Here is a 26,607-nt window from a genome sequence, read left to right as displayed (position 1 = left end):
CCGGTCGCCTCAGGCGGCCGGTCTGTCCCGGTGGATCGTCTCCTGCGCCAGGAGATAGAGGCCGGAGCCGACCACGATCATGGCGCCGGCGACCGTCCAGCGGCTCGGCACGTCGCCGAACAGCAGGAAGCCCAGAGTCACCGACCACAGCAGCTGGGTATAGATGAACGGCGCCAGGATGTTGGCCGGCGCCCGGGCATGGGCCAGCACCAGCAGCCAGTGCCCGATCGTCCCGAACAGCGCGACCGCGATCAGCAGCGCCCAATGGGTGAGGTTGGCCGGGCTGGTCCAGATCCAGGGCAGGAGCGGGGCCATCAGCGCCAGGCCCGCCAGCCCGGTGTAGAACATCGTCGTGGCGGTGGAATCGTAGGCTGCAAGCTTGCGCGTGATGATCGCGTAGAAGGCGTAGACCACGACGTTGGCGACGCAGAGCAAGGCGGCCGGGTGCATCCCGCCGAACCCCGGGCGTACGATCACCAGAACGCCGATGAAGCCGACGCCGATCGCCACCATCCGGCCCCGGGACGACCATTCACCGAGCAGCGGCCCGGCGAGAAGCGCGACGGTGAGCGGCGCGGCGAACTGGATCGAGATCGTCTCGGCGAGCTGCAGGTAGCGCAACGCCAGGAAGTTCAGGGCCGTGGAGGCGAACAGCAGCAGCGAGCGGACGATCTGCAACGTCAGCCGCCGGCTCTTCACGACCCCCGGGGTGCGCACCGGGTTGATGAACAGCGAGATCATCGCGACGCTGGCGGCGTAGCGCATGAAGGTGGTGACCAGCGGGTCGACCCCGGCCCGGGCCAGGGTCTTGGCGCTGGCGTCGAGGCTCGCGAAGAAGGCGACGGCGCCGCACATCAGGGCGATGCCGACGATCCGGCGACGGCGCGCGAGGTCGGGTGACGGGGCCGCGCGGGCGGGGGCCCTGTCGTTGGCGACGGTTGTCGCGACCTGCGTGCTCATGCCTGCCAAATCTCGGTGGAGGCCTGTATTCCTGCCATGCCGACCGCCGCGGCGGCACCCGCCACGGCGCAGGGGAAGTATGCAGCCGGCACGGTTCGCCGGCCCGCAATCCGGCTCAGCGCTTGGCCGTGACCTTCTCGGCGGCCGCGGTCTTGGTCGCCGCCTTGGCGACCTTCGCCTTGGCTGGGGTCGCACCCGCGATCAGCGCCGCCAGATGGCCCTGGTCGAGGCCCGCATTCGGCGCGGGCATAGCAACAGGGGTCGGCACGACGGTGGGGGCGCTCACGGGCCGGCGCGGCTCGATCGAGCCGGTGGCCGCCGGATCGGGAAGGCTGGCGAAGGCCGCGATCGGACTCGCGGGGGTGGATTCGCGCTGAACGCGCAAGGTCCAATGGGCGGCGGTGGAGAGGGCGGCAATCCCGAGGATCGCCTTGATGCCGCCGGTGAGCAGGGCTCGCATGGTCGTCAGGCCCGAAAGAACGCGGTTACGCCGGACCGGATCCCCGGCCTCGTCACATCATCGCGCCGGAGCGTGAACGAAGCTGCAAACATTCCCTCTGCGGCTGTCCCGGATCGGGGCAAAGCGCCGGAGGAACGCGCGTTCTCGAACGCGAGAAGCCGGAATTCTAAGTGGGCCTTGCGCCGAGCCCGCGGTTCCTGTTCCCCGCGCTCCCGACACTCCTGCAGCGACTCGGCCCACTGAGCCTCACAGGATCGGCCCAGAGAACTGGTCCGGACCACCCCGTCACTGCCGACCCCGCTACCATGCAGGCCCGAGCGGGCTCGCGAAACCTTCAGGCGCATCGGCTGCGGGGACCGTCCGTGTAGAGGGTGGCAGCCGAGCCGGCAACAGAGCGCGGGCGGTTTCGGCGCCCCCGCGGCGATCAGCGCTCCGCGGCGGCCGCGGCGAAGCGTATCAGCGCGGCGGTCTCGGACCCTCCCACCTCGGCAGCGAGGCGCGTGTAGAGATCGGCATAACCAGAAAAGACCTGCCGCCCCGCCGCGTCCGGCCCGAGGAAATCGGCGATCTCGTCCATCTCGGGCGCCCAGCGATAAGCCTTCGGCGCCATGTCGGGCAGAGCCTTGGCGAACCGGGCGAGCAGCGCCGGCTCGTTCTCCGTGAGCTCGTCGAGCAGCGCCGGGCCGGCGCCGGTGCGCTCCGCGGCCAGGATCATGATCGCGGCGAGCGCCGTGATCCCCTTGTTGAGGCCGGCATAGCTCATCTTGAGGCTGGAGGCCGCGCCGACGCCCCCGGGGCAAACGCGCAGGTCGAGGCCCAGATCGCGCAGGACCAGCGCCGAGGCGGTGTCGGCCCCCGAGACGTAGACCCGCGGCCCCTGGCTGCCGGGCTTGGGCGGCAGGCCCAGGATCGCCCCGTCGAGGAAGGGGGCCCCCGTTTCCGAGACGACCGCGGCGATCCGCGCGATGGTGTCCGGGCTGACGGCGTTGGCGTCGAGATAGACCGGCTTGCGCGGGGCCGCCGCCAGAGCGGGGGCGAGGCGGCGGGCCAGGGTCTCCGCGTCGGCGGGCGGCACGATCGACAGCAGGATGTCGGCGGCCACGAGCTCGGCCATGGTGGCATCGACCATGCCGGCCGCCGCGGCCCGTGCCCGGCTCGCCTCTCCGCGCCCATCGAGCGCGGTCAGCACGCGAGCACCGTGCTCGACCAGCCGCGCCCCGATGGCGCTGCCCATGGCCCCGGGGGCGATCACCACGATGGTGGGCATGGGAGGCTCCGAACATGCGCTGCTGGGACCATGGTAGCCAGCGCGCCGGCGGGGTCATAGTGTTTCGCGGAACGGATCACCGTCATGAACCAGCCCAAGCCCAGCGATGCTCTGTCGAGGTCACGGCGTTGCCGCAGCGCGCGGCGACGCGACGACCTGAAGGTCCCGCGCGTTTGGGTGCCCGATCCATCGAGGCCGGGCTTCAACGCGGAAGCGGCCCGGCAGGCTTCGCTTCTGAAGGGCGCCAGCGAGGAAGTCGAAGCGTTACGCTTCATCGCGGCAGCATTCGATTGGCGCGATTGAGAAATCGATGGGTCGCTTGTTCAGCATGACCACCGGCGCAGTCCAACCCTTCAGCCAGTCCGAAACTTGGTGCTTTCAAGACGCGAAGGCCCGTTTCGGCGAGGTGGTCCAACGCGCCTGCACCGAGGGTCCGCAGTGCGTGATCGTGCCCGGCCAGGACGCTGTGGTGATCATCTCGGCCGCGGAGTTCCGTCAGCTGACCGGACCGGTGACGGGCCAGGCGCTGATCGATGCGCTACAGGCATCGCCCTTCCGCGATATCGATCTCGAATCCGAGCCCGTGGCGATCCCGGCCCGCGACGCCGGTCTCTGATGCGGCTGCGTAGCATCAACGTCCTGCCCGAACCTCACAGGCCGGCAGATCGCTCCTCAACCCCAGGGAGCAATCCGGTGGCTTGAGCCCGGCGCGGCCGGCGCTCTGAGCCCTACCGCAGCGAGCCGCAGAACCGCTGGATCCGCCGGCAGGCTTCCTCCAGCACCGCGTTCGAGGTGGCGTAGGAGATGCGCAGGTTCGGGCCGAGCCCGAAAGCCGAGCCGTGCACGGCGGCCACGCCCTCGGCCTGAAGCAGCTCGGTGACGAAATCCTCGTCCGTCTCGATGGTCTTGCCGGCTTCGGTTGTCTTGCCGATCAGCGCCGCGCAGGACGGGTAGACGTAGAAGGCGCCTTCCGGCGTCGGGCAGGTCAAGCCGTTGGTCTGGTTGAGCATCGACACAACGAGGTCGCGCCGGCCCTGGAACGCTGCCCGGAAGGTGGCGAGGTGGTCCTGCGGGCCGTCGAGGGCGGCCACCGCGGCCCATTGCGCGATGGTGCTCGCCCCGGAGGTCTGCTGGCCCTGGACGAAGTCCATCGCCTTGATCAGCTTTTCCGGCCCGGCCGCGTAGCCGATCCGCCAGCCGGTCATGGCGTAGCCCTTGGAGACGCCGTTCATGGTCAGCGTCCGCTCGATCAGCTGCGGCTCGACCTGGGCCGGGGTGACGAAGGCGAAGTCGCCGTAGGTCAGGTGCTCGTAGATGTCGTCGGTGAGGATGTGCACGTCGGGATAGCGCAGCAGCACATCGGTGAGCGCCTTCATCTCGTCGCGCGTATAGGCGGCCCCGGATGGGTTCGACGGCGAGTTGAGCACGATCCACTTGGTCTTGGGCGTCAGCACCCGGTCGAGTTCCTCGGCCTGGAGCTTGAAGCCGTGCGCCATGTCGGTGTCGGCGAAGACCGGCGTGCCGCCGCACAGCCCGACCATCTCGGGGTAGGACACCCAGTAGGGGCGGGGGATCACCACCTCGTCGCCGGGGTTCAGGGTGGCGAGGAACGCGTTGTAGAGCACCTGCTTGCCGCCGGTGCCCACGATGGTCTGCGCGACCTTGTAGTCGAGCCCGTTCTCGCGCTTGAACTTGCGCACGATCGCCTCGCGCAGGGGCGCGATACCCGAGACCGGCGGGTAGCGGGTCTCGTTGCGGTGGATCGCCTCGATCGCGGCCCGCTTGATGTGGTCCGGCGTGTCGAAATCCGGCTCGCCCACCGACAGGCTGATGACGTCGACGCCGGAGGCTTTCAGGTCCCGGGCCTTCTGGGTCATGACGATGGTTGCGGACGGCTTCACCCGCGAGAGGACGTCGGCGAGGAGAGCCATGGCGTTTCGATCTCCGTGAGGGGCGCGGCGGTCTCGGGCGTCCGCGATTCGGCCGGGACCCTAGGCCGACGGTGCGGTGCGGACAAGGCTGCGCGGCGGCTCGGTTTCCATGCTAAGATCGTGCCGATTCGAAGAGGGCGATTGACGAGGGCGATTCATGCCACCCGCCGAGACGATCAGCGTCACGCTGCCCCCCGACACGCTCCGCGCCCTGCGCGAGCGCGTGGAAGCCGGCGAATACGCCTCGCTCGGTGAAGCCCTGGAGGATGCGGTACAGGCCTGGCAGAGCCGGCGCCGGGAGGATGCCGAGCGCCTCGACGCGATCCGAGTTCGCATCCGCCGGTCTCTGGAGGATCCTAGCCCCGATCTGAGCCTCGAGGAGGTGGAGGCGCAGATGGAAGTCCTGTTCGCCCAGGCCCGGGACGATCGCCGCCGTGCGTAGGCTGCCGGTCTCTCTCCGGCGTGAGGCCCGGATCGACCTCGCGGACATCTTCGGCGTCGTGCTCCACGCCAGCCACGACAACGATATCGCCGAGGGCTTCATCCGTCGGATCATCGCGCGCTGCCGGCGCATCGGCGATGCGCCCCATGGCGGTCGGCCGCGCGACGACCTGGAGCCCGGTCTGCGGACGGTGCCGTTCGAGCGATCCGCAATCATCGCCTATCGGGTCCAAGCCGAGCGGGTGATAATCACCAACGTGTTCTACGGCGGCCGGGATTTCGAGGCCCTGTACCGGAGCGACCGGTCGGACGACGAGCCGGCGCCTTGACCGCGCCGACGCGGATGGTTCGGCCCTCGCACCGGCCCATCGGCCTCCCCATCTCCTGTCGATGACACCGCTCTCCGTCCTCGACCTCTCCTTCGTCAGCGCCGATTCGACCCCGGCGCAGGCCCTACACGACACGCTGGCGCTGGCGCGCCACGTCGATGGCCTCGGCTACCGGCGCTACTGGCTGGCCGAGCACCATGCGCTGCCCAACGTGGCGAGCCCGGCCCCCGAGATCATGATCGGCCAGATCGCGGCCGCGACCCGGGCGATCCGGGTCGGCTCGGGGGGCATCATGCTGCCGAACCACGCACCGCTGATGGTGGCCGAGCGCTTCCGGGTGCTGGAGGCCCTGTTCCCGGGGCGGATCGATCTCGGCCTCGGGCGCGCGCCCGGCACCGACGGGCTCACCGCCCGGGCCCTGCGCCGCCGGGAGGCGCCGGGCGAGGGCGGCAACGACGACTTTTTGGACCGCCTGCAGGAATTGCTGTTCTGGGACGGCGGCTTCCCGGAGGGGCATCCGTTCGGCAAGATCCAGGCGAGCCCCGCCGGGGTGCCGCTGCCGCCGATCTTTCTGCTCGGCTCGTCCGATTACAGCGCCCAGCTCGCCGGGGAGATCGGCTGCGGCTTCGGCTTCGCGCAGCACTTCTCCGGGATGCCGGCCGAGGCGCCGATGCTGGCGTATCGCCGCCTGTTCCGGCCGACCCGCCTGGGCGCGCGGCCCCACGCGATCCTGGCCGTGGCGGCGATCTCCGGCAGCACCGACGCGGAGGCCGAGCGACTGGCCGCGAGCGCGCGGCTGTCCACCCTGCGGCGGGAGCGTGGCGAGTACCGTCCGCTGCCGAGCTTGGACGAAGCGCTGGCCTATCCGTATTCCGATGCGGAGCGCGCCCTGCTCGAGCGCGGCCGCGACAAGCTGCATGTGGGCGGGCCGGAGACCCTGCGGGCGACGCTCACGGATCTCGTCGCGCGGACGCAGGCCGACGAGTTGATGATCGTCACGGCGATCCCCGACCAGGCGGCCCGGCACGACTCTTATACCCGGCTGGCCCAAGCCTGGGGCCTCGGCGCGGTCTCGGAAGCGGCCTAAGAGGATCCCAAAGGGCTCAGCCCTTTGGCGGGGTATCGGGGCGAAGCCCCGATGAACCAGGGCTCCGCCCTGGACCCGCACACGGTCCCGGACCTTGTGGATCCGGGACTTTATCAGCGTCAGCGGCCGAACAGGCGGCCGAGGCGACCGAGCAGGCCGGCAGACTTCTCGCTCGCGGACGGCGCGGCGGGGGCTGCCGGGGCGGCTTCACCCTTTGGCGCCAGGACCAGCCCAAGGGCGGCCGTGTCGGTGGTCTCCCGGTCGATCAGGATCAGGCTGCCGGTCTCGCGGTTGGCCGCGTAGGCATCCACCGCCACCGGGCGGTCGAGGCGCAGGGCCACGTCCGCGATGTCGTTGGCCGCGAGGCGCTCGGCCGGGCCCGGATTGCCGGTCTCGGGATCGATCCGCGAGACGATCCGCTCGACCGTGGCGTTGACCGTGGCGGTGCCGATCTTGGCGAGCAGGCTCGCCCCCGGCGCCAGCTCGGTCTCAGCCGCCCAGAACAGGCGGGCCTCGAACTGCTCGGCAATGCGCAGCGGGGCATCGGACGCCGCGATCACCTGCCCGCGGGAGGCATCGATCTGGTCGGCGAGCACCAGGGTCACCGATTCATCCTCGCCGGCCTCCGCGAGGTCGCCGTCGGCCGTGTAGATCCGCGCCACCGTCGAGGTCCGGCCGGAGGGCTGGATGGTGATCGCGTCGCCCGGCCGGACGCGGCCGCTGGCGATCCGGCCGCTATAGCCGCGGAACTCGGAATTCGGCCGGTTGACCCACTGGATCGCCATGCGGAACGGAGCGTTGAGCGCCTCCGCGTGCACCGGCACGGTCTCCAGGTAATCGAGCAGGGTGCCGCCCCGATACCAGGGGGCGGCGATGCCCGGCTCCACGACATTGTCGCCGTTCTTGGCCGAGAGCGGGATGGCCTTCACCTCAGCGAAGTTCAGCTCGCGGGCGAAGCTGCCGAAGCCGGACACGATCGCGTCGAACTTGTCCTGCGACCAGCCGACCAGATCCATCTTGTTCACCGCCAGCACCACCCGGCGGATACCCAGCATCGAGACCAGCAGGGCGTGGCGCCGGGTCTGGCGGATCAGGCCCTGGCGGGCGTCCACCAGGATCACCGCCACGTCGGCCGTCGAGGCGCCCGTGGCCATGTTGCGGGTGTACTGCTCGTGGCCGGGGGTGTCGGCCACGATGAACGAGCGCTTGTCGGTGGAGAAGAACCGGTAGGCGACGTCGATGGTGATGCCCTGCTCGCGCTCGGCCTGGAGGCCGTCGACCAGCAGGGCCAGGTCCATCTCCTGCCCCTGCGTGCCGTGGCGGCGGGAATCCCGCTGGAGCGCCGAGATCTGATCGTCGAAGATCTGCTTGGTGTCGTGCAGCAGCCGGCCGATCAGGGTCGATTTGCCGTCGTCCACGGAGCCGCAGGCGATGAAGCGCAGCACGGCCTTGTTCTGGTGCGCGGCCAGGAACGCCTGATAGGTGGCGGCACGGTCGCTGAACGCGGTGGGAGCCTGGTGCACCGTCATCAGAAATAGCCTTCCTGCTTCTTGCGCTCCATGGCGCCCGCGCCGTCCTTGTCGATCACCCGGCCCTGGCGCTCCGAGGTGCGGGCCGCCAGCGTCTCGCCGACGATCTCCGGGAGGGTGGCCGCGTCGCTCTCCACCGCCCCGGTGAGCGGGTAGCAGCCGAGCGTCCGGAAGCGCACGAGGCGCTGCTGCGGAACCTCCCCGGGCTCGAGCGGCAGGCGGTCGTCGTCGACCATGATCAGCTGGCCGTCGCGCTCCACCACCGGGCGTTCGGCGGCGAAGTAGAGCGGCACGATCGGAATGTTTTCCTGCTCGATGTAGAGCCAGATATCGAGCTCAGTCCAGTTCGAGAGCGGGAACACCCGCAGGGATTCTCCGCGCTTCTTCTTGAGGTTGTAGAGGTGCCAGGGCTCCGCGCGCTGGCGCTTGGGATCCCAGCGGTGCTGCGCCGTGCGCAAGCTGATGATCCGCTCCTTGGCGCGGCTCGCCTCCTCGTCCCGGCGGGCGCCGCCGAAGGCCGCATCGAACTTGTACTTGTCGAGCGCCTGCCGGAGCGCCTGGGTCTTCATCACGTCGGTATGGACCTCGGAGCCGTGGCTCACCGGCCCGACGCCGCGGGCGAGCCCGTCCGGGTTGGTGTGGACCAGGAGGTCGAGACCGAGCTCCTTTACCCGGGCGTCGCGGAAGGCGATCATCTCCCGGAACTTCCACGTGGTGTCGACGTGGAGCAGCGGGAACGGCAGGGTGCCGGGCGCGAAGGCCTTCAGGGCCAGGTGCAGCAGTACCGAGGAATCCTTGCCGATCGAGTAGAGCATCACCGGGTTCTCGGCCTCGGCGACCGTCTCCCGGAAGATGTGGATGCTCTCGGCCTCGAGCCGCTTCAGGTGGCTGAGGCGGTCGGCGGAGGCGGGCGCGCCCGGCGGCACGGCGGCCGGGGCGGCGCTCATCGGGCGAACTCCGGCTGGCGGGTCTTCACGTCTGGGTTGCTCTCGAAGATGGCGGGCTCCTGGCCCGGCTGGATCGACGCGGAGGGCTGCCCGACATGCAGGCCGCACTCCTTCTTCTCTTCCTGCTCCCACCACCAGCGTCCGGCTCGCTCCGGCTCACCGAGCTTCACGGCGCGGGTGCAGGGGGCGCAGCCGATCGACGGAAAGCCGCGATCGTGCAGCACGTTGTAGGGGATGAAATTCTCCCGGACGAAGCTGTCGACCTGCGCCCGGGTCCAGTCGGCCAGGGGGTTGAGCTTGATCAGGCCGCGGGCGGGATCGAACTCGGCGAGCGGCGTCTCGGCGCGGTTGGCCGACTGACCGGCGCGCAGGCCGGTGAGCCAGCCGCTCGCGCCGTCGAGGGCGCGGCCGAGCGGCTCGACCTTGCGGAAGCCGCAGCAGGCCTGTCGGGCCGCCACCGAGCGGCGGAAACCGTTGATGCCCTCCTCGCGGACGAACGCCTCCTCGGCGGTCCGCTCCGGCGCGTAGGCCCCGATCCGGATCCCGTAGGCCGATTCGGTCTCGGCCCAGGTGTCGTAGGCCTCCGGGAACAGCCGGCCGGTATCGAGGGTGACGATCTCGACGCGGCCCTTCGCCAGCCCGGCCATCGCCAGCCCGTGGGTCAGCGCCTGGTCCTCGACGCCGAGGCTCGTGGTGAACACGAGGCGACCCAGGATCTCGGCGGCGATCAGGTGGAGGCGGCCTGGCAGGTCGAGCCCGGACAACCTTTCCGCGAGGGAGTCGGCCATCGTTCGGTCCGGACGGGTCATCGCGACATGTCCTGAGGTTGGATCATGGGAAAGATGCAGACGGTGCCGCACCCTGTTGTCGAAGGGTCGAGATGTTCGCTATAACGAACGAAGTCAAGGCGGCGCGGGTTGCTTGTCGGGCATATCCGGGCGGCCTGGCGTGCGGTGGCGCACTCTGTTCCTCGGCACCCAAGACCCCGCACGACAAAAGATTCTTCTCGGCGGCCCTGTGAAACGCCTAAACTCTCCGCGCGCGGCGCAGCGTGGAAGGATCCCACGGAGACGACTTTGGACGCCATCGATCTGAAGATTCTGGCCCTGCTGCAGGCGGACGCAACCCTGTCCATCGCGGCGATCGGCGAGCGCGTCGGCCTGTCTCAGACCCCGTGCTGGAAGCGCATCCAGAAGCTGGAGGCGGACGGGGTGATCGATCGGCGGGTGGCGGTGCTGGACCCGGTCAAACTCGGCCTCGGGCTCACCGTGTTCGTTTCCATCGAGACCGCCGACCACTCCCAGGAATGGCTGCAGCGCTTCGCCGCGACCATTTCAGCCATGCCGGAGGTACTGGAATTCTACCGGATGGCGGGGGATGTGGATTACATGCTGCGCGTCGTCGTGGCCGACATGCAGGCCTATGACAGTTTCTATAAGCAGCTTATCGCGGTGCTGCCGTTGAAGAACGTCACGTCGCGATTCGCCATGGAGAAGGTGAAGTCCACCGCCGCCCTGCCGCTGCCGGCACCGCCGAAAACCGGGCGCCACCTACCCGGGACCGCCCCGGTGCTCGCCGTCGTAGGAGAATGATTTTCTATTTTTCTGCGGCGCAGCGAAAGCAATATCCTAGTTCAGGCGCGTTCTGCAAAAAGAACGTTTTCGATTGACACCGGCCCCGTAGGCCACGACATGGTCCCCTGATGGCACGCCAGAATCTCCTTCCGCGCACCGCCCCGTTCGGCGACGGCGAGCGCGCCAGCCTCGATGCCGTGCTCGGCGCCGCGACGCCCGTGCAGCGCGCCTGGCTCGCGGGCTTCCTGGCGGCCTTCGACGCGGCCGGCGGCCAGCCGGCCGCGGCCCCGTCTGCCCCGCCCAAGGCGGCCGAGCCGCTGACGATCGTCTACGCCAGTGAATCCGGGAATTCCGAGGCGCTGGCCGGCAACGTCGCCAAGCTGGCGCGCAAGCAGGGCTTCAAGCCCAAGGTCGTGGATTTCTCCGATCTCGACATCGCGAGCCTGCCCAAGGCCGGCAAGCTCATCGCCATCGCGGCGACCTGGGGCGAGGGCGAGCCGCCGGCCCGGGCCGTGCGGGCCTATGGCGAGCTGATGGGGGAGGGCGCACCCCGCATCGACGGCGTGGACTTCGCCGTGCTGGCGCTGGGCGACACCTCCTATGTCGAGTTCTGCGCCATCGGGAAGGCGCTCGACGCGCGCTTCGAGGCCCTGGGCGGCAAGCGCGCCGCCGAGCGCGCCGACCTCGACCTCGATTTCGAGAAGCCGGCCGCCGACTGGATCAAGAACACCCTCAAGGCACTCGCCCCGGCAGAGACGCCCGACAACGTCGTGGCGGTGGATTTCGCCCGCGCCGCCGCCGGCGAGGACGACGAGGCCGAGCCGAGCCGCGAGCCGGTGGTGGTCGAGGTCGTCGAGCACGTGAACCTCAACTCCTCGCGCTCGGACAAGGAGACGATCCACCTGGCGCTCGCCTTCGAGGACGGGGCGCCCGCCTACGAGCCCGGCGATTCGCTGGAGATCTTCCCCGAGAACGACCCGCAGCTCGTGGACGAGATCCTGAACGCCGCGGGACTGTTGGGCGACGAGACCCTGCGCCAGGCGCTGCTCGCCGAGCGGGACATCACCACCCTGTCGGCCGCCACGATCGAGCGCTTCGTCAAGGCGACCGGCCACGCGGACGCGCAGACGCTGATCGACAGCGGCGAGGCCCGGGCCTGGATCGAGGGCCGGCACCTGATCGACCTGCTGGCGACCTTCCCGGCCACGCTGACCGCCGAGCACCTCAACACCATCACCCGGCCGCTGCCGCCCCGGGCCTACTCGATCGCGTCCTCGCGCAAGGAAGTGGGCGACGAGGTCCACCTCGCCATCGTGGCGGTGCGCTACGAGACCCATGGCCGCGCCCGCTCGGGCGTCGCCTCCGTGCATGTCGCCGACCGGATCCGGGACGGCGCCAAGCTGCGGGTGCGGGTGAAGCCGAACCGGCATTTCCGCCTGCCGCAGGATCCGGCCACCGACATCATCATGGTCGGCCCCGGCACCGGCGTCGCGCCGTTCCGCGCCTTCGTGCAGGAGCGCCGCGCCATCGAGGCCCCCGGCCGCTCGTGGCTGTTCTTCGGCGACCGACACTTCCTGCACGACTTCCTGTACCAGCTCGAATGGCAGGAGGCCCTGGAGGACGGATCGCTGACGAAGATCGACGTCGCCTTCTCCCGCGACCAGCCGGAGAAGATCTACGTGCAGAACCGCATCACCCACAACGCGCAGGAGCTGGTCTCCTGGCTGGAGGGCGGCGCCCATTTCTACGTCTGCGGCGATGCCAAGAACATGGCCAAGGACGTGCGCGCGGCAGTGGTACGGGCCTACGAGATCGCCAAATCCCTCAGCCCGGCCGACGCCGAGGCGCAGGTTGCGGCCCTGGAGCGCAGCCACCGCTACCAGCAGGACGTTTACTAGACCCTATGGCGACGGAGCACCGGTAGATCCGGGTTTGCAAAGGGCGGGTCGCCCTTTGGCGGGTTGTCGGGGCGGAGCCCTGATGCACCGGTCGGAGCCCGACAGCAGGGCTCCGCCCTGCACCCGCAAAAGGTCCCGGACCTTTTGAATCTGGGATTTGTGACGATCCCGCCCGTTCAGGGGGCGGGGACGCAGTCAAGACTTTGGAAGTGATCCCATGGACGACCATAGCCCCCGCGACGACGCCCAGGCCCTGGCTCCAACCCCGGCGCCGCGCGTCTACGAGACCCCGCCCAAGGATCGGCCGATCACCGATGCCGAGGCGGCCCGCGCCGCCCAGCTCGCCGCGAACGAGCACATCAAGATCGCCAGCGGCTATCTCCGCGGCGGCCTGGCCGACGGCCTGCTGAAGCACGCCACCGGGGCGATCTCCGAGGATGACGGGCAGCTCGTGAAGTTCCACGGGATGTACATGCAGGACGACCGCGACCTGCGCCCGGAGCGGACCAAGAAGAAGCTCGACAAGGCCTACAGCTTCATGATCCGCCTGCGCATCGCCGGCGGCGTGATCAGCCCGCAGCAATGGCTGGCGCTGGACGACATCGCTGTCACCTATGCGGGCAGCGCCCTGCGGGCGACCACGCGCCAGACCTTCCAGTATCACGGCGTGATCAAGTCGAACCTCAAGCGCACGATGGCGGCCATCGACGGGGCCCTGCTCGACACGATCGCGGCCTGCGGCGACGTGAACCGCAACGTCATGGCGGCGACCAACCCCGCCCAGGTCGGCGCCCACGGGGCCGCCCACCGGCTCGCCAAGGACATCTCGGACAGCCTGCTGCCGAAGACCAGCGCCTGGCGGGAGATCTGGCTCGACGGTGAGCGCGTGGTCGGCGGCGAGGAGGAGGAGGTCGAGCCGGTCTACGGCCGCACCTACCTGCCGCGGAAGTTCAAGATCGTCGTGGCGGTGCCGCCCTCGAACGAGGTCGACATCTTCGCCCACGATCTCGGCTTCATCGCCATCCTGGACAAGAACAACCAGGTGACCGGCTGGAACGTCACCGTGGGCGGCGGCATGGGCATGACCCATGGCGAGCCCGAGACCTTCCCGCGCACCGCCGACGTGATGGGCTTCGTGGCCCCCGAGGACGCCATCAAGGTCGCCGAGGCCGTGATGACGGTCCAGCGCGACTGGGGCAACCGCAAGAACCGCAAGAACGCCCGGCTCAAGTACACGATCGAGCGCTACGGCCTGGCGGCGTTCCGGGCCGAGGTGGAGACCCGGATCGGCAAGACGCTCGGCGAGCCGAAGCCCTTCACCTTCACCAACAACGGCGACCGATTCGGCTGGACCGAGGGTGACGACGGCCGCCACCACCTGACGCTCTACGTCCCCTCCGGCCGGATCAAGGATTACGAGGACGGTCCGCAATTCCTCACCGGCCTGCGCACGATCGCCCAGGTGCACGAGGGCGATTTCCGCCTCACCGCCAACCAGAACGTGATCATCGCCAACGTGCCGACGGAGAAGCGCGCCGCGATCGAGGCCCTGGTCGACCAGTACGGCATCACCAAGGGCGCGGGCGCGCTGCGGCGCAACTCCATCGCCTGCGTGGCGCTGCCGACCTGCGGCTTGGCGCTCGCCGAGAGCGAGCGCTACCTGCCGGACCTGATGACCGAGCTGGAGGAGAGCCTGGCCACCCACGGGCTCGCCGAGGAGGAGATCACGATCCGCTCCACCGGCTGCCCGAACGGCTGCGCCCGCCCGTTCATCGCCGAGATCGGCCTCGTCGGCCGCGGCCCCGAGCGCTACCATCTCTATCTCGGTGCCGCCTTCGACGGCTCGCGCCTGAGCAAGCTCTACAAGGAAGACGTGGCGGCCTCAGACATCCGCGACACCCTGGATCCGCTCTTCGCCGACTTCGCCAAGGGCCGGAACCCGGGCGAGCATTTCGGCGACTACCTGATCCGGGCCGGGCACGTGGCCCGAACGGTGAACGGCCCGGATTTCCACGACCGGACCGGCGCCCTCAAGCCGGCCGGGCACGCCTGAGCCGACGCGATCCCGGAGGCCGAGGCAGCGACCTCGGCCCCGGAGGAACGGCCCTTTGAATCGCCCGAGCGATCGCACCGGCCTGCGGGTGGCGGGTCGCCCTTCGACACGGGCCCGCTAGCGTCCACGCAGCAGCCCCACCGGGAGAGAGCTTTCCGACGGCGCCCCGGCCAGCGGCCGCGGTCAAGCGGGCCTTCACCGTCCTCGCGAGCGCAGCGCGGTGCCCCGGCCCTGTGCGCGCCGGTCAACCGTGGGGCCGCACCGGCTTGCTTCCCTGCGCTCGCTGTGCCGGGACGGCGCCGAAGCAAGGGTCTGGAAACCATGTCGCCTCAACGCCCGCCTCTCCCCAACGTATGAGAACGACCGTTCATTGACGCGAGAATGAACGTTCATTACGAAGGTGGGGCAAGCAGGAGTGAGCCATGGCTCTGTCGCTCGAAGGCCGCTGGTCCGATCTCGAACAGGACAGCTTTGACTCGTCCGGGCCGGGTGGGGCGCACTTCCGCGCAGCGCTCCGGACTTTCTGCAGCCCCGCGAATCTCACCTTCGCCGCCGTGCTTGTCCTGGCCTGGATGGCGCTGATCAGCTGGACCGGTGCCGGCCCGAAAGGCTGGCAGGCGCGTCTCTGTGCAGATGTGAGCCAGACCGCCCAGGCCTGTGCGGCTGCCGCTTCCGCGAAGGACCAGAGCCGCGTCGCTCCGGTCACGCAGCTCGCCCCGTGAGCATACCGGCAAGCGTCGAGGCGCGCGGCAACCCGGCCGCCCGGCGCGAGCACATCCTCGACGCCGCCGAAGCCTGCTTCGTACGCAACGGCTTCCATCGCGCCACCATGCAGGACCTCGCCCGCGAGGCTGCGATGAGCCCGGGCAACTTCTACCGTTATTTCGAATCCAAGGAGGCTCTGGTCGTCGGGCTGGTAGAGCGCGAGCGCGAGCGTGGTGCCCGGCTTGTCGAAGAGATGGAGCGCAGCGGCGACCGGCGCGGGGCCTTGCTGGACATCATCGCGCGGTACTTCGTGTCGATCACCCGTGCGGCCGCGGTGCTGCGCCTGGAGGTCTGGTCCGAAGCGACCCGCAATCCGGCCATCGCCGCATTGACGGCGCGGACCGAGGCGGAGACCCGGGACTGGTTCACCGCAACCTTCTCGGCGCTGGCCACCAGTCCGGATTGCGATCCGGACCGGCTCTACGCGCTGCTGGCGCCGCTGATGAAGGGAATCCTGGTCGGCCGCGCGATCCTGCCCGATTACGACCCGGGTCCCGCAGTCACCGAGCTCCACACCCTGCTGGAGACCGGCCTTGACGGGCGCCTGCCGCGCGCCGTCACCGCTGGGCCGCCACCGAACGGCTGATCCGTGTCGGCCCGTGCACGCGGGCACCGATCCGTCGGCGTTCCCGCGCTGCCCCGCCCCAAACACCACGCGCGCTTGCACCACGCGCGCCTGCACGAAGAAGGATACCGCATGCCTCAGATCCTCGCCCGCCTCGTCACGGTCGCCGTCATCGGCGTCGCCGCGTTGGAGTGCGGTCCGGCAGCTGCGGCCGATCCCACGGGCACCTGGCTTACCGAGGACGGGCGTGCCCGGGTGCGGACCGAGCTCTGCGGATCGGATCGCGGGCATCTATGTGGCTACGTCGTCTGGCGCAATCCGAAGGACGACAAGGCGCAGGGCCCGCTGGACAAAGCCAACCCGGATCCGCGCCGGCAGGCCCGCCCGCTGCTCGGCCACCAGATGATCCTCGGGCTGAAGCCGGATTCGGACGGCCGCTACGCCGGCAGGATCTACAACGGCGACAACGGCAAGTCCTACGACGTGTCGATCTGGAGCGAGAAGCCGAGCGAGCTCTCGGTGCGCGGCTGCCTGCTCACAGTGCTGTGCGGCACGCAGACCTGGACGCGGGTGACGGGCGTTGAGCCGGGCCAGTTGCAGGCCGCGACCGACGCGCCGGGCGGCCCCCGATCCGATCCCGAATGGGCTGCCGCCGGCACGAAGGCCAAGGGCTCCGACGAGAAAGCCGCCCCACCGCGCTGACCCGCGCCGCAGAATCCCGATGGCGACGCCTCCGCGTTCGTCCCCCGAAATCACCGAGATCGCGCGTCGAATCACGGCGCGCGGTAGGCTGGCCGGCTCGCGATCCCCCCTCACGCGGGCCGGCCGGCCGCATTCAGCGAGACCGTCCGGGAAAGCCCGCCTCCTGGGCGCTGCGAGCCCGCCTCTGATTCGCACAAGGCCGTGGATGCGATGGGCGATCCCAATCACGGCGCTGCTCCGAATCAACGTTAGAACGTGCATTCGTCGTCTCAGCGCACGCCTAAGTTTGCACTACCACCCAAATTTAAAATTATTCCAATGGTAATTTGTGACGCGTTGGACACGGCCACCGAGTTACCGCGGCTCTGAGCCCATCCGTTACAATCGAGCATTGAACCGCTCGGGCAATCGTACTCAAGGATCGAGGCGCCTCGTGGCGACGATCTTCTTGAGAACGACTAAAAGCTATGCCACAGGGCCGATCAGACCGCGCTGTTATCGCAAACGTTTGTCGCACACGCAGCACCAATACGCGCCTTGGACTGGCGATCACTCTGATTCTGGCATCGACGACTGTCGTTCAAGCACAACCCAATCCCGCACAGGATGAAGTCACCCTTTCAGAACTGAGCGTCACCGGCACCGGCCCCGCAGTGGAGCGGGCCGGTGGCCCGGTCGTCGGCTACCGCGCCACGCGCTCGGCGACCGCGACCCGGACCGACACGCCCCTGCGCGACACGCCGCAATCGGTGCAGGTGGTGCCGCGCGAGGTACTGGTCGACCAGCAGGACATCCGCCTGGGCGACGCCCTGCAGAACGTCAGCAGCGTCCAGCCCGGGGGCACGATCCAGGGCCGCAGCGACAGCTTCATCATCCGCGGCTTCAAGACCCAGATCTACGCCATCGACGGCGTGCTGCTGAGCCCGACCAACACCTTCTCGTCGGTCACCCGCGATCTGGCCGACGTGGAGCGGATCGAGGTGCTGAAGGGCCCGGCCTCGGTCCTGTACGGCCGCGGCGACCCCGGTGGCCTGATCAACATCGTCACCCGCCAGCCGACGCTCGAACCGTCCGGCGACATCAGCCTGCAGGGCGGCAGCTTCGGCTTCCGCCGCGTTCAGGGCTCGGTCTCGAGCGCCATCGCGGGCGTGGACGGCTTGGCCGGACGGGTCAGCTTCGCCGGCCAGTCCGACCCGACCTTCCGCAATTTCGGAGGCCGGGACAATTCACGCACCTTCGTGGCCCCCGCCTTCACTTGGAACCCGAGCCCGGACACCCGGGTCTCGTTCCTCGGCGAGTTCACCCGGGTGGACACGCAGTATGACGAGGGCCTGATCGCCCGGAACGGCCGCGTGCCGCTGGACAACATCGCGCGGTTCTACGGAGAGCCGTTCTCCCGGTACAACAGCAACGCGAATTTCGGGCTTCTGAAGGTCGAGCACGACCTCAACGAGAACATCACGTTGCGCGAGGTGCTCAACGTGCAATGGGGTGCGTTCGCCCTGCTGGCGACCCGCGCCACCGGCCTGACCAACCGTAATACCTTGGTGAGCCGGCGCGAGGCCACGGTCAACTCGACCTACGCAGCCGTCGACAGCCAGACCGAGATGGTGGCCAAGTTCGATCTGCTGGGTTTCAAGCATACAGTGCTGGCCGGGATCGAATACACCAACGGATACCGGCACGCCTACCAGACCGAGAGCCGGAACTACCCGTCGGTGAGCTTCCAGAATCCGGTCTTCGGCGCCGGCCTCGTCGGGCTCCAGTTCCAATCCGAACTCAAGCAGAAGAACGAGCTGAACGGCCTCTACGTCCAGGATCAGATCGATCTCGGCCTCGGGTTCCAGGTGTTGCTGGGCGTCCGCTACGACACCGGAACGCAGTACTACTTCAACCGCCTGCCGGCTTCGCGCACGATCCCGCCGGATCAGCAGCTCTCGGGCACCTCACCGCGGGTCGGGCTGATCTACCGGCCATTCGACCCGCTGACGTTCTATGTGAGCTATTCGACCTCGTTCAAGCCGCAGATCGCCAACGTCCTCAACGTCACCAACCCGGCGCCGGAGACCGGCGACCAGTACGAGATCGGGAGCCGGCTCGACCTCACCCCTGACCTGACCTTGTCGGCGGCTGCCTTCCGTATTACCCGCAACAACGTTGCGGCCAATGATCCGACCAACAGCCTCTATTCGGTGATCACCGGCCAGCAACGCTCCGAGGGGGTCGAGGCCGATCTCGCCGGCCAGATCCTGCCGGGCTGGAAGGTCATCGGCGGGATCAGCTTCCTCGACGCGCGCATTACCAAGGATCAGGTCTTCCCGGTCGGCAATCGCCTCGTGGGCGCGCCCGCTTTCAGCGGCAGCATCTGGTCAACCTACCAGTTCCAAGAGGGCTTCCTGCTCGGCTGGAACATCGGGGCCGGGATCACCTATGTCGGCCGGCGCACCGGCGATCTGAACAACAGCTACTCGGTCGGCGGCTATGCGCGGCTCGACGCCGCCGTGTTCTACGATTTCAACGAGCATGCCCGGTTCTCGATCAACGCCCGCAACCTGACCGACCGGCGCTACATCGAGCAGCCGTTCAACCAGTGGAACAATGCGCCCGGTGCGCCCCTGTCGGTGCTGGCCACGATCACCGCGCGGATGTGAGCCGGGTCGGCCAAAGTTTGGGTTTCGAAAGGTTCGGGACCTTTCGCGGGTCCAGGGCAGAGCCCTGGGGTGCACGAAGTCTGGCGGCCTCAGGGGCTCCGCCCCTGAATGCCGCCAAAGGGCTGGGCCCTTTGGAAACCCGATCTTCGCCGGCGTGCTATCGATCGGCGCCCACGACGGGCTGTTCGCGAGGCCTCGTTTCACGGGTCGGCGTCGCGGCTCTCGGCTGCGCACGTCGGCGGCTCGCGCGGCGGCGCAGGATGTAGAGGACCAAGCCGGTGGCGGCGAAGCCCGGCAGGGATAGCGCCGCGAGGCAGAACAGCAGCGCGAACAGGCTGCCGAAGAACCGGCCGCGATGCACCTCCAGGATGTTCTCGACGATGCGCCGCCCCAGCGGCGTGTCGGCGGCGTGCGCGGTGGAGAGCGGCGTGCCCGTGGCGGCGTCGTAGCGGGCCTCGTTGCGGGCGCTCAGGGCGTCGACGCCCCGGGGCAGCCAGCGGATGCGGATGGCCTGCGTGTCGGCCCCCGGCAGGGTGAGGATGGCGAGGCCGGCCGCGTGCCCCTCGCCGGCCCGGAATGCCGCCCAGGCGCGGTCGAGGGCGGGCCCGGCGCTGGCCTCCGGCACCGGGGGCGCCTCCCGGCTTCCGGCCATGCGGGTGGGCTTGCCCCGCTCCGGCGTCCCGGCGAGCAGCCAGCTGACCCCGTCCTTGAACGACGGGTAGGACCAGGTCAGTCCGGTGAGCGCGATGACCAGGTAGATCGGCAAGAGCCAGGTCCCGGCCACGGCATGCAGGGACCACCAGCGCGGCCGCCCAGGCCGCGACAGGGTCGGCTTCAGCCAGATCCGCCAGCGATGGATCTTGGGCCAGCGCAGGTAGAGGCCGGTGGCGAGGAACACGATCAGCGCCAGCGTGCAGGCGCCCGTGATGGTCCGGCCCCAGCCCTTGGACCCGCCGGGGATCAGCAGCCAGCGGTGCAGGTCCCGCACCGTCGAGAACGCTGCCTCCAGTCGCACGGGCCCGAGCACCGCGCCGTCATAGGGGTCGGCATAGAGAGAGGGCGGCCGCGCACGGGTCTCGGGATCCCGGGCGAAGCGCACGAACACGCTCGCCTCCGGGTCGTCCGACAGGGTGAGGACGTTCACTGTTCGGCCGCCGGCCTGCGCGTCGATCCGGGCGGCGAGGGCCGATGGCGCGAGCGGAACCCGATCCCTCGCCTCGACCCGTGTCCGGTCGCGGTTGACGAAGGCGGTGATTGCCTCCTCGTAGCTCATCAGCGACCCGGTCACGCCCATCAGCGCGAGCACGAAGCCGGCGGTGAGGCCGAGCGCCCAGTGCAGGCGGAACAGGACGGTCCGGGGGGCGGGAATCGGCAGCGACATCACAGTGCCGAATGCCTAGCAGAGTCCGGCCCGGCATGCGACGCCGTGCCGCGCATGCCGGGGTTTCAGGTGATCGGCGCCGGGTTGAACAGGGTCAGGTCGTTGAACAGGCCCCAGCGGTCGGACCAGGGCCGCTTGCGCCCGCTCGCCACGTCGAGGATCAGGTGGAACAGCTCCCAGCCGACCTCCTCGATCGTGGCCTCGCCGGTGGCGATGCGGCCGGCATCGAGGTCGATCAGGTCGGACCAGCGCTCGGCCAGCTCCGTCCGGGTCGCGACCTTGATCACCGGGGCCTGGGCCAGGCCGTAGGGCGTGCCACGGCCGGTGGAGAACACCTGCAGGGTGATCCCCGAGGCGAGCTGGAGCGTGCCGCAGACGAAGTCGCTCGCCGGAGTCGCAGCGAAGATCAGGCCCTTCTCGCGAACCCGCTCGCCCGGCGCCAGCACGCCTGAGATCGCCCCGGTGCCGGACTTGGCGACCGAGCCCAGGGCCTTCTCGACGATGTTGTTGAGGCCGCCCTTCTTGTTGCCGGGCGACGGGTTGGCCCGGCGGTCGGCCTCGCCCTTGGCGAGATAGGCGTCGTACCAGGCCATCTCGCGGATCAGGGCCTGGGCGACCTCCGGTGTCCTGGCCCGGGGGGTCAGGAGGTGGATGGCGTCGCGCACCTCCGTGACCTCGGAGAACAGGACCGTACCGCCGCAGGCCACGATCAGGTCGGCGCAGTAGCCGAGCGCCGGGTTGGCGGTGACGCCCGAGAAGGCGTCGCTGCCGCCGCATTGCAGGCCGACCACGAGCTCGGAGGCCGGGCATGTCTCGCGGGTGCGGCGGTTCAGGACCTCCAGGCGGGCTTCCGCCATGGCCAGGATGCTGTCGAGCATCGCGGAGAAACCCTGGTGGCGCTCGTCCTGGAGGCGGACCACCCCATCCCCGGCCGCGCCGCCATCGGGCAGCAGCCGCTCCGAGACGAGCTTCTCGCAGCCCAGCCCCACGACCATGACGGCGCCGCCGAAATTCGGGTTCTGGGCCAGGCTCTGGAGGGTGCGGATCGGGATCACCGCCTCGGGGGCGTTGATGGCGACGCCGCAGCCATAGGCGTGGGTCAGGCCGACCACGTCGTCGACATTGGGAAAGCGCGGCAGCAGCTCCTGCTTGATCCGCCTTATCGCCACGTCGAGGGTGCCGGCGACGCATTGCACGCTGATCGAGATCGCCAGGATGTTCTTGGTGCCCACCGACCCGTCCGGGTTGCGGTAGCCCTCGAAGGTGTAGCCTTCGAGCGGCGCCAGGGGGGCCGGCACCCGGGTGGCGAGTTCCAGCGCGTCCAGGGACGGGGCGGTGGGCGTCGCGACCCGGGATTCCTCGACCCAGGCGCCGCGCGGGATGTCTTGCGTGGCGATGCCGACCACCTCGCCGTAGCGGCGCACCTCCCCGCCCTCCGGAATGTCGCTGAGCGCCACCTTGTGGCCCTGCGGCACGAACTCGGTGAGCCGCAGCCCATCCGGGAAGGTCGTGCCCGCGGGCAGCCCGAAGGCGTTGACCACGATCGCGACGTTGTCGTGCGCGCTCAACCGGATCGTGCGCGGCACGTCCCCGGCCGGGCGCTCGAGCGTCGGGCGATCCTGCGTCGCGGCGTCCATCTCGGCCTGCATCGGATGCTCCTCGCTCAGCCCGCGGTGCGGAAGCGCCCGGCCAGCGCCTCGGCGTTGCGGGCCAGCAGTCCCAGATCGGAGCCGACCGCGGTGAACCGGGTGCCGGCCGCGATGTAGCGTTTGGCCAGCTCCTCGCTCGGCGTGAGGATGCCGGCATGCTTGCCGGCCTTCACGATCCGGCCGATCGCGTCCTCGATGGTGCGCACCACTTCCGGATGGCCCTGCTGGCCGAGGTGGCCGAGGCTGGTGGAGAGGTCGCCGGGCCCGATGAAGACGCCATCCACGCCCTCGACGGCCGCGATCGCATCCAGATTGTCCAGGGCACGGCGCGACTCGACCTGAACGATCACGACAATCTCGGCCTCGCAGCGTGTGTGATAATCGGGGATGCGGCCGAACCGCCCGGCGAGGGGCGCCTGCGAGAAGCCGCGGATGCCGCGGGGCGCGTAGCGCGTCGCCGCCACGACCCGCTCGGCCTGCGCGGCATCGTCGATATTGGGGATCATCAGCGACTGCGCGCCGGCATCGAGGATGCGCTTGATGGTGATGGGATCGTCGCTCGGCACCCGCACCACCGGGTTGGTGGCGTTCTCCATCATGGCCTGAAGCTGAAAATAGATATCCCGCAGATCGTTGGCCGAGTGCTCCATGTCGAGGAGCAGCCAATCGAACCCGGCACCGGCGACGATCTCCGTCGAGATCGGGCTGGCGAGGCTGCACCACAGGCCGATCTGCTGGCGCCCGTCTCCGAGGGCAGCCTTGAAGCGGTTGGTCAGGCTGTCCATGGCGATTCCTCCGGAGCGTCTCGGCATCTGCGTGCCGTCAGGCTATCAGGCGCAGCCTTTCCGCCGAAGGTCAAAGCCAAAGGCTGGATCGATCGATGCGGCCCACGCATCGATCAAGCCGACGGCATCTCCGTCAGGATCGCGACCAGCCGGGACAGCAGCGGCTCGTCCGCGTCGCGCCGCCAGGCCAGGACCAGCTCGGCGGGGCGGGGGGCCGGCAGCAGCAGCGGCCGGAACACCACGCCCTCGAAGCGCAGGCGCTCGGCCGCGGCCGGCACCAGGGCGATCCCGAGCTCGGCCCGGACCAGGGCCAGGATCGCATGGATCTGGGTAAGGCGCTGCACGATCCGGGGCTCCACCGCGGCCTCGGCCAGCAGGCCCTGAATCAGGTCGTTGAAGTAGCGGGCCTCGTTTGGCGCGTAGGCGATCATCGGCTCGCCGCCGAGGTCGGCCAGGGTGAGTTGCACGCGCGCGGCCAGAGGATGTCCCGCCGGCAGCGCCGCAACGAGCGGCTCGGCGAGCGCCCGGACGGCGATCAGGTCCGGATGGGTGACCGGCGGCCGGACCAGGGCGGCGCCGTCGCGGCCGGCGAGCAGCGCCTCAAGCTGATCCTGGCTGACCATCTCGCGCAAGGCGAGCGTGACATCGGGCAGCGCCCGCCGAAGCACCGTGACGAGGCGGGGCAGGAAATCGTAGGCCGAGGCCGCCGTGAAGCCGAGCTTCAGCACCCCCGCGCGCCCGGCCGCCACCTGGCCGTTGCCGAGCATCGCGGTCTCGGCCAGCCGCAGGATGCGCTGCGCCTCCGGCAGGAAACTGCGCCCGGCCGCGGTCAGCCGGACGGAGCGGCTGGTGCGCTCCAGGAGCTGTACGTCGTGGATCCGCTCCAGCACCTGGATCTGCCGCGACAGGGGCGGCTGCGTCATGTTCAGCCGGGCGGCCGCGCGGCCGAAATGCAGCTCCTCCGCCACGGCGGCGAAGCACCGGAGCTGGCTGAAGTCGAACATCGGTTTTCCCCTGCGCGCCGGGACGCGAAGGAGGATCATAAAGCCTCGGCGCTCCTCGGTGGTTCGCCCGATAGAGGTACGCGCTTCGACCGGATCCACGCATCGGTCCAGGGATCCCAAAGGGCCCGCGGCCCTTTGGCGGGGTTCGGGGCGCGGAGCCCCGAAAGCGCGGCGTCCTTACGGCGTCAGCTCGTGGCCGGCATAATCGATCTTGCCGTCGGGGCCCTTCGTCCAGACGTGCATGACGTAGTCGAGCCGGGTGATGTCGCCCTTCTTGTCGTAGGCGATCGGGCCGATGACGGTCTCAACCGGCTTGCCCTGGTGCAGCCAGTCGGCCAGCGTCTTGCCGTCGCTGGAGCCGGTCTCGGCCATCGCCTTGGCGAACACCTGCACCGCCGCATAGGCGTACAGGGTGAAGGCTTCGGGATCGATTCCCTTGGCGTTGAGCGCAGCCACCGCCGCCTTGGCATTCGGGTTCCTGCGCGGGTCGGCCGGGAAGGTCATCAGCGTGCCCTCGGCGGCCGGCCCGGCAATCTGTGCGAACTCCTTGTCGGCCACGGCGTCGCCGCCCGCCACGATCGCCTTCAGGCCTTGATCGTGCATCTGCCGGAGGATCAGCCCGGCCTCGGTGTGGTAACCACCGTAATAGACGACATCGACGTTGGCCGATTTCAGCTTGGAGACGAGCGCCGAATAGTCTTTCTCACCCGGGTTGATGCCCTCGACCATGACCTCCTTGCCGCCCTTGGCCTTGAACGCCTTGAGGGTCTCGTCGGCGAGACCTTTGCCGTAGGGGGTCTTGTCGTGAACGAAGGCGACCCGCTTGTCCTTGACGTGCGTGGCCAGGTAGGTGCCGGCGACCGCACCTTGCTGGTCGTCCCGCCCGCAGGTGCGGAACGTGTTCCACATCCCGCGGTCGGTGAACTTCACGTTGGTGGAAGCCGGGGTGATCTGGATGATGCCCGCGTCGAGATAGACGTCCGAGGCCGGGATCGACACGCCGGAATTGTAGGTTCCGACCACCATCGTCACGCCGGCACTGGCGAACTTGTTGGCCACCGAGACGCCCTGCTTCGGATCGGAGGCGTCGTCGCCGACCGTGGTCTCGAACGTCCGGCCCTTGAGGCCGCCGGCCTTGTTGAGATCCTCGATTGCCTGGGCGGCACCGTTCCGGATCTGCGCCCCGAAGGCCGCGTAGGGCCCGGTCAGGGGCGCGGCGATGCCGATCTTCACCGGCCCGCCTTTATCCTGTGCCTGTGCGGGGCCCACCATCAGGAGCCCGAGAAGACAAAACGTCAGGGTTGCTCTCACGATTCGCTCCCGGATCGAAAACGGCGCTGCGACGCCTGTGGGGGGCTTTCCGAAGCGCGCGCCACCGGTGCGGCGGCGCGCGGGTCACGGCGGGGATCGGCTGCCGGCCTCACGGCGCCAGTTCGTTGCCTGCGTAGTCGATCCGGCCGTCGGCGCCCTTCTTCCAGGCGTAGAGGACGTAATCGGGCCGGGTGAGGTCGCCCTTCTTGTCGTAGGCGATCGGGCCGACCACGGTCTCGATCGTCTTGCCCTGGTGCAGCCAGTCGGCCAGCACCTTGCCCTCGGTGGAGCCGGTCTCGGCCGCGGCCCTGGCCAGCACCTGCACGGCCGCATAGGCGTAGAGCGTATAGGCGTCGGGATCGATGTTCTTGGCCTTGAAGGCCGCGACCACCGCCTGGGCGCTCGGGTTCTTGCGGGCATCCGGCGAGAAGGTCATCAGCGTGCCCTCGGCGCCGTCGCCGGCGATCTGCACGAACTCCTTCGGGGCGAGGCCGTCGCCGCCGACCAGGGCGAACGGCAGGCCCTGATCGCGCATCTGGCGCAGGATCAGCCCGGCCTCGGTGTGGAAGCCGCCGTAATAGACCACGTCGATCGCGGCCGATTTCAGCTTGGAGACGAGCGCGGAGAAATCCTTCTCGCCCGGGTTGATGCCCTCGACCAGCACGGCCTTTCCGCCCTTGGCCTTGAGCGTCATCTGGGTCTCCTGGGCCAGCCCCTTTCCGTAGGGCGACTTGTCGTGGACGAAGGCGATCTTCTTGTCCTTGAAGTGACTGGCCAGATACGCGCCGGCGACCACACCCTGCTGGTCGTCGCGACCGCAGGTGCGGAACGTGTTCCACATCCCCCGCTCGGTGAACTTCACGTTGGTGGAGGACGGCGTGACCTGGATGATGCCGGCATCGAGATAGACGTCGGAAGCCGGGATCGACACGCTCGACGCGAAGGCGCCCACGACCATCGTCACGCCGTCCGCGGCGAGCTTGTTGGCCACCGAGACGCCCTGCTTCGGGTCGGAGGCATCGTCGCCATAGACGGGCTCGAACAGCCGGCCCTTGATCCCGCCGGCCTTGTTGATGTCCTCGATCGCCTGACTGGCGCCGTTCTTCACCTGCACCCCGAAGGCCGCATACGGTCCGGTTACGCCGGCGGAGATACCGATCTTCACCGGCCCGCTCCTGTCCTGGGCCTGTGCGGCACCGATCGTCATCAGACCGACAATCGCCAGAGAAAGTATTGTCTTCATATCCGCCCCCGCGTTCGAAGATAAACTCGCACCGCCATCCGCACGCGACATTTCGGCCGGACTTACAAACCGCGT

25 protein-coding genes are annotated in these 26,607 nt (G+C 69.3%); 12 read left to right on the top strand and 13 right to left on the bottom strand.

All coding sequences use genetic code 11. The features are described 5' to 3' along the window. Nucleotides 1-9: 9 nt before the first annotated feature. From AO398_RS16310 to AO398_RS16300, 3 genes are all read right to left on the bottom strand, one after another. Nucleotides 10-960, bottom strand: coding sequence for a DMT family transporter (locus AO398_RS16310; RefSeq protein WP_058193174.1), 951 nt, complete (start codon nt 958-960; stop codon nt 10-12). A 115-nt stretch (nt 961-1,075) separates the two neighbouring features. Continuing rightward, nucleotides 1,076-1,420, bottom strand: coding sequence for a hypothetical protein (locus tag AO398_RS16305; protein WP_058193173.1), 345 nt, complete (start codon nt 1,418-1,420; stop codon nt 1,076-1,078). A 424-nt stretch (nt 1,421-1,844) separates the two neighbouring features. Then, on the bottom strand, nt 1,845-2,687 hold the full coding sequence (locus tag AO398_RS16300) for an NAD(P)-dependent oxidoreductase (RefSeq protein WP_058193172.1): 843 nt from the start codon (nt 2,685-2,687) through the stop codon (nt 1,845-1,847). A gap of 84 nt (nt 2,688-2,771) precedes the next feature. Between AO398_RS16300 and AO398_RS16295 the strand changes: the two genes are divergently transcribed. After that, the gene (locus AO398_RS16295) at nt 2,772-2,990 is read left to right on the top strand and encodes an antitoxin MazE-like protein (RefSeq protein WP_058193171.1); all 219 of its coding nucleotides are present in this window, start codon (nt 2,772-2,774) and stop codon (nt 2,988-2,990) included. A 7-nt stretch (nt 2,991-2,997) separates the two neighbouring features. Beyond that, nucleotides 2,998-3,303 (top strand): type II toxin-antitoxin system prevent-host-death family antitoxin, encoded by a 306-nt coding sequence (locus AO398_RS16290; protein ID WP_058193170.1) that lies wholly within the window; start codon nt 2,998-3,000, stop codon nt 3,301-3,303. A 112-nt stretch (nt 3,304-3,415) separates the two neighbouring features. Here AO398_RS16290 and AO398_RS16285 read toward each other — a convergent pair whose 3' ends face one another. Continuing rightward, nucleotides 3,416-4,618, bottom strand: a complete 1,203-nt coding sequence (locus AO398_RS16285) for a pyridoxal phosphate-dependent aminotransferase (protein WP_058193169.1) — start codon at nt 4,616-4,618, stop codon at nt 3,416-3,418. 157 nt (nt 4,619-4,775) lie between these two features. Between AO398_RS16285 and AO398_RS16280 the strand changes: the two genes are divergently transcribed. The 3 genes from AO398_RS16280 (at nt 4,776) to AO398_RS16270 (ending at nt 6,475) form a co-directional block, all read left to right on the top strand. Further along, nucleotides 4,776-5,060 (top strand): ribbon-helix-helix domain-containing protein, encoded by a 285-nt coding sequence (locus tag AO398_RS16280; RefSeq protein ID WP_058193168.1) that lies wholly within the window; start codon nt 4,776-4,778, stop codon nt 5,058-5,060. Then, nucleotides 5,053-5,388: a type II toxin-antitoxin system RelE/ParE family toxin gene (locus AO398_RS16275; RefSeq protein WP_058193167.1), complete on the top strand. Its 336-nt coding sequence runs from the start codon at nt 5,053-5,055 to the stop codon at nt 5,386-5,388. Before AO398_RS16280 ends, AO398_RS16275 begins: the two co-directional genes overlap by 8 nt. Before the next feature lie 61 nt (nt 5,389-5,449). Beyond that, the gene (locus tag AO398_RS16270; protein ID WP_058193166.1) at nt 5,450-6,475 is read left to right on the top strand and encodes an LLM class flavin-dependent oxidoreductase; all 1,026 of its coding nucleotides are present in this window, start codon (nt 5,450-5,452) and stop codon (nt 6,473-6,475) included. Nucleotides 6,476-6,594: 119 nt separating this feature from the next. On the opposite strand, the gene cysN is transcribed toward AO398_RS16270, so the two are convergent. From cysN to AO398_RS16255, 3 genes are read right to left on the bottom strand one after another with little or no spacing between them, the layout of a single operon-like run. Next, on the bottom strand, nt 6,595-8,004 hold the full coding sequence (cysN, locus tag AO398_RS16265) for a sulfate adenylyltransferase subunit CysN (protein ID WP_058193165.1): 1,410 nt from the start codon (nt 8,002-8,004) through the stop codon (nt 6,595-6,597). Then, nucleotides 8,004-8,951 (bottom strand): sulfate adenylyltransferase subunit CysD, encoded by a 948-nt coding sequence (gene cysD / locus AO398_RS16260; protein ID WP_058193164.1) that lies wholly within the window; start codon nt 8,949-8,951, stop codon nt 8,004-8,006. The genes cysN and cysD overlap by 1 nt, the downstream gene beginning before the upstream one ends. Then, the gene (locus AO398_RS16255) at nt 8,948-9,760 is read right to left on the bottom strand and encodes a phosphoadenylyl-sulfate reductase (RefSeq protein WP_058193163.1); all 813 of its coding nucleotides are present in this window, start codon (nt 9,758-9,760) and stop codon (nt 8,948-8,950) included. The genes cysD and AO398_RS16255 overlap by 4 nt, the downstream gene beginning before the upstream one ends. A gap of 267 nt (nt 9,761-10,027) precedes the next feature. On the opposite strand from AO398_RS16255, the gene AO398_RS16250 reads away from it, so the two are divergent. The 7 genes from AO398_RS16250 (at nt 10,028) to AO398_RS16220 (ending at nt 19,159) form a co-directional block, all read left to right on the top strand. Further along, complete coding sequence (locus AO398_RS16250; protein ID WP_058193162.1) at nt 10,028-10,543, top strand: Lrp/AsnC family transcriptional regulator; 516 nt, start codon at nt 10,028-10,030, stop codon at nt 10,541-10,543. Between the two features lie 110 nt (nt 10,544-10,653). Beyond that, complete coding sequence (locus AO398_RS16245) at nt 10,654-12,423, top strand: flavodoxin domain-containing protein (RefSeq protein WP_058193161.1); 1,770 nt, start codon at nt 10,654-10,656, stop codon at nt 12,421-12,423. Between the two features lie 217 nt (nt 12,424-12,640). Then, nucleotides 12,641-14,476 carry an NADPH-dependent assimilatory sulfite reductase hemoprotein subunit gene (locus tag AO398_RS16240; protein WP_058193160.1) on the top strand — a complete coding sequence of 612 codons (1,836 nt, stop codon included), beginning with the start codon at nt 12,641-12,643 and terminating at the stop codon, nt 14,474-14,476. Between the two features lie 422 nt (nt 14,477-14,898). Beyond that, nucleotides 14,899-15,198, top strand: a complete 300-nt coding sequence (locus tag AO398_RS16235) for a hypothetical protein (protein ID WP_058193159.1) — start codon at nt 14,899-14,901, stop codon at nt 15,196-15,198. Next, nucleotides 15,195-15,827 carry a TetR/AcrR family transcriptional regulator gene (locus AO398_RS16230; RefSeq protein ID WP_058193158.1) on the top strand — a complete coding sequence of 211 codons (633 nt, stop codon included), beginning with the start codon at nt 15,195-15,197 and terminating at the stop codon, nt 15,825-15,827. The genes AO398_RS16235 and AO398_RS16230 overlap by 4 nt, the downstream gene beginning before the upstream one ends. Nucleotides 15,828-15,938: 111 nt before the next feature. Beyond that, nucleotides 15,939-16,508: a DUF2147 domain-containing protein gene (locus AO398_RS16225; RefSeq protein ID WP_058193157.1), complete on the top strand. Its 570-nt coding sequence runs from the start codon at nt 15,939-15,941 to the stop codon at nt 16,506-16,508. A 467-nt stretch (nt 16,509-16,975) separates the two neighbouring features. Then, the gene (locus AO398_RS16220; RefSeq protein WP_058193156.1) at nt 16,976-19,159 is read left to right on the top strand and encodes a TonB-dependent siderophore receptor; all 2,184 of its coding nucleotides are present in this window, start codon (nt 16,976-16,978) and stop codon (nt 19,157-19,159) included. A gap of 157 nt (nt 19,160-19,316) precedes the next feature. Here the strand turns inward: AO398_RS16220 and AO398_RS16215 are convergent, their stop codons facing one another. The 6 genes from AO398_RS16215 to AO398_RS16190 form a co-directional block, all read right to left on the bottom strand. Further along, on the bottom strand, nt 19,317-20,540 hold the full coding sequence (locus AO398_RS16215) for a PepSY-associated TM helix domain-containing protein (RefSeq protein ID WP_058193155.1): 1,224 nt from the start codon (nt 20,538-20,540) through the stop codon (nt 19,317-19,319). A 65-nt stretch (nt 20,541-20,605) separates the two neighbouring features. After that, on the bottom strand, nt 20,606-22,177 hold the full coding sequence (gene garD, locus AO398_RS16210) for a galactarate dehydratase (protein WP_058193177.1): 1,572 nt from the start codon (nt 22,175-22,177) through the stop codon (nt 20,606-20,608). 26 nt (nt 22,178-22,203) lie between these two features. Then, nucleotides 22,204-22,974 carry an HpcH/HpaI aldolase/citrate lyase family protein gene (locus AO398_RS16205; protein ID WP_058193154.1) on the bottom strand — a complete coding sequence of 257 codons (771 nt, stop codon included), beginning with the start codon at nt 22,972-22,974 and terminating at the stop codon, nt 22,204-22,206. 113 nt (nt 22,975-23,087) lie between these two features. Then, the gene (locus AO398_RS16200) at nt 23,088-23,978 is read right to left on the bottom strand and encodes a LysR family transcriptional regulator (protein WP_058193153.1); all 891 of its coding nucleotides are present in this window, start codon (nt 23,976-23,978) and stop codon (nt 23,088-23,090) included. 177 nt (nt 23,979-24,155) lie between these two features. Further along, the gene (locus tag AO398_RS16195; protein ID WP_058193152.1) at nt 24,156-25,250 is read right to left on the bottom strand and encodes a branched-chain amino acid ABC transporter substrate-binding protein; all 1,095 of its coding nucleotides are present in this window, start codon (nt 25,248-25,250) and stop codon (nt 24,156-24,158) included. A 148-nt stretch (nt 25,251-25,398) separates the two neighbouring features. Then, nucleotides 25,399-26,532, bottom strand: coding sequence for a branched-chain amino acid ABC transporter substrate-binding protein (locus AO398_RS16190; RefSeq protein ID WP_058193151.1), 1,134 nt, complete (start codon nt 26,530-26,532; stop codon nt 25,399-25,401). Nucleotides 26,533-26,607 lie beyond the last annotated feature (75 nt).

The organism is Methylobacterium sp. GXS13 (assembly GCF_001455965.1).
GTDB lineage: Bacteria > Pseudomonadota > Alphaproteobacteria > Rhizobiales > Beijerinckiaceae > Methylobacterium.
Note: the sequence above shows the minus strand (reverse complement) of the source record. Positions and strands in the feature narration are given on the sequence as shown.

What these genes read in the sequence shown, in the direction of transcription:
- AO398_RS16235 (WP_058193159.1), top strand. Translation starts at nt 14,899, where the DNA reads ATGGCTCTGTCGCTCGAAGGCCGCTGGTCCGATCTCGAACAGGACAGC.
- AO398_RS16215 (WP_058193155.1), bottom strand. Translation starts at nt 20,540, where the DNA reads ATGTCGCTGCCGATTCCCGCCCCCCGGACCGTCCTGTTCCGCCTGCAC.
- AO398_RS16285 (WP_058193169.1), bottom strand. Translation starts at nt 4,618, where the DNA reads ATGGCTCTCCTCGCCGACGTCCTCTCGCGGGTGAAGCCGTCCGCAACC.
- AO398_RS16195 (WP_058193152.1), bottom strand. Translation starts at nt 25,250, where the DNA reads ATGGTGGGCCCCGCACAGGCACAGGATAAAGGCGGGCCGGTGAAGATC.
- AO398_RS16310 (WP_058193174.1), bottom strand. Translation starts at nt 960, where the DNA reads ATGAGCACGCAGGTCGCGACAACCGTCGCCAACGACAGGGCCCCCGCC.
- cysD (WP_058193164.1), bottom strand. Translation starts at nt 8,951, where the DNA reads ATGAGCGCCGCCCCGGCCGCCGTGCCGCCGGGCGCGCCCGCCTCCGCC.
- AO398_RS16225 (WP_058193157.1), top strand. Translation starts at nt 15,939, where the DNA reads ATGCCTCAGATCCTCGCCCGCCTCGTCACGGTCGCCGTCATCGGCGTC.
- AO398_RS16280 (WP_058193168.1), top strand. Translation starts at nt 4,776, where the DNA reads ATGCCACCCGCCGAGACGATCAGCGTCACGCTGCCCCCCGACACGCTC.
- AO398_RS16190 (WP_058193151.1), bottom strand. Translation starts at nt 26,532, where the DNA reads ATGAAGACAATACTTTCTCTGGCGATTGTCGGTCTGATGACGATCGGT.
- AO398_RS16300 (WP_058193172.1), bottom strand. Translation starts at nt 2,687, where the DNA reads ATGCCCACCATCGTGGTGATCGCCCCCGGGGCCATGGGCAGCGCCATC.
- AO398_RS16205 (WP_058193154.1), bottom strand. Translation starts at nt 22,974, where the DNA reads ATGGACAGCCTGACCAACCGCTTCAAGGCTGCCCTCGGAGACGGGCGC.
- AO398_RS16290 (WP_058193170.1), top strand. Translation starts at nt 2,998, where the DNA reads ATGGGTCGCTTGTTCAGCATGACCACCGGCGCAGTCCAACCCTTCAGC.
- AO398_RS16305 (WP_058193173.1), bottom strand. Translation starts at nt 1,420, where the DNA reads ATGCGAGCCCTGCTCACCGGCGGCATCAAGGCGATCCTCGGGATTGCC.
- AO398_RS16245 (WP_058193161.1), top strand. Translation starts at nt 10,654, where the DNA reads ATGGCACGCCAGAATCTCCTTCCGCGCACCGCCCCGTTCGGCGACGGC.
- AO398_RS16200 (WP_058193153.1), bottom strand. Translation starts at nt 23,978, where the DNA reads ATGTTCGACTTCAGCCAGCTCCGGTGCTTCGCCGCCGTGGCGGAGGAG.
- AO398_RS16220 (WP_058193156.1), top strand. Translation starts at nt 16,976, where the DNA reads ATGCCACAGGGCCGATCAGACCGCGCTGTTATCGCAAACGTTTGTCGC.
- AO398_RS16295 (WP_058193171.1), top strand. Translation starts at nt 2,772, where the DNA reads ATGAACCAGCCCAAGCCCAGCGATGCTCTGTCGAGGTCACGGCGTTGC.
- garD (WP_058193177.1), bottom strand. Translation starts at nt 22,177, where the DNA reads ATGGACGCCGCGACGCAGGATCGCCCGACGCTCGAGCGCCCGGCCGGG.
- cysN (WP_058193165.1), bottom strand. Translation starts at nt 8,004, where the DNA reads ATGACGGTGCACCAGGCTCCCACCGCGTTCAGCGACCGTGCCGCCACC.
- AO398_RS16240 (WP_058193160.1), top strand. Translation starts at nt 12,641, where the DNA reads ATGGACGACCATAGCCCCCGCGACGACGCCCAGGCCCTGGCTCCAACC.
- AO398_RS16255 (WP_058193163.1), bottom strand. Translation starts at nt 9,760, where the DNA reads ATGACCCGTCCGGACCGAACGATGGCCGACTCCCTCGCGGAAAGGTTG.
- AO398_RS16270 (WP_058193166.1), top strand. Translation starts at nt 5,450, where the DNA reads ATGACACCGCTCTCCGTCCTCGACCTCTCCTTCGTCAGCGCCGATTCG.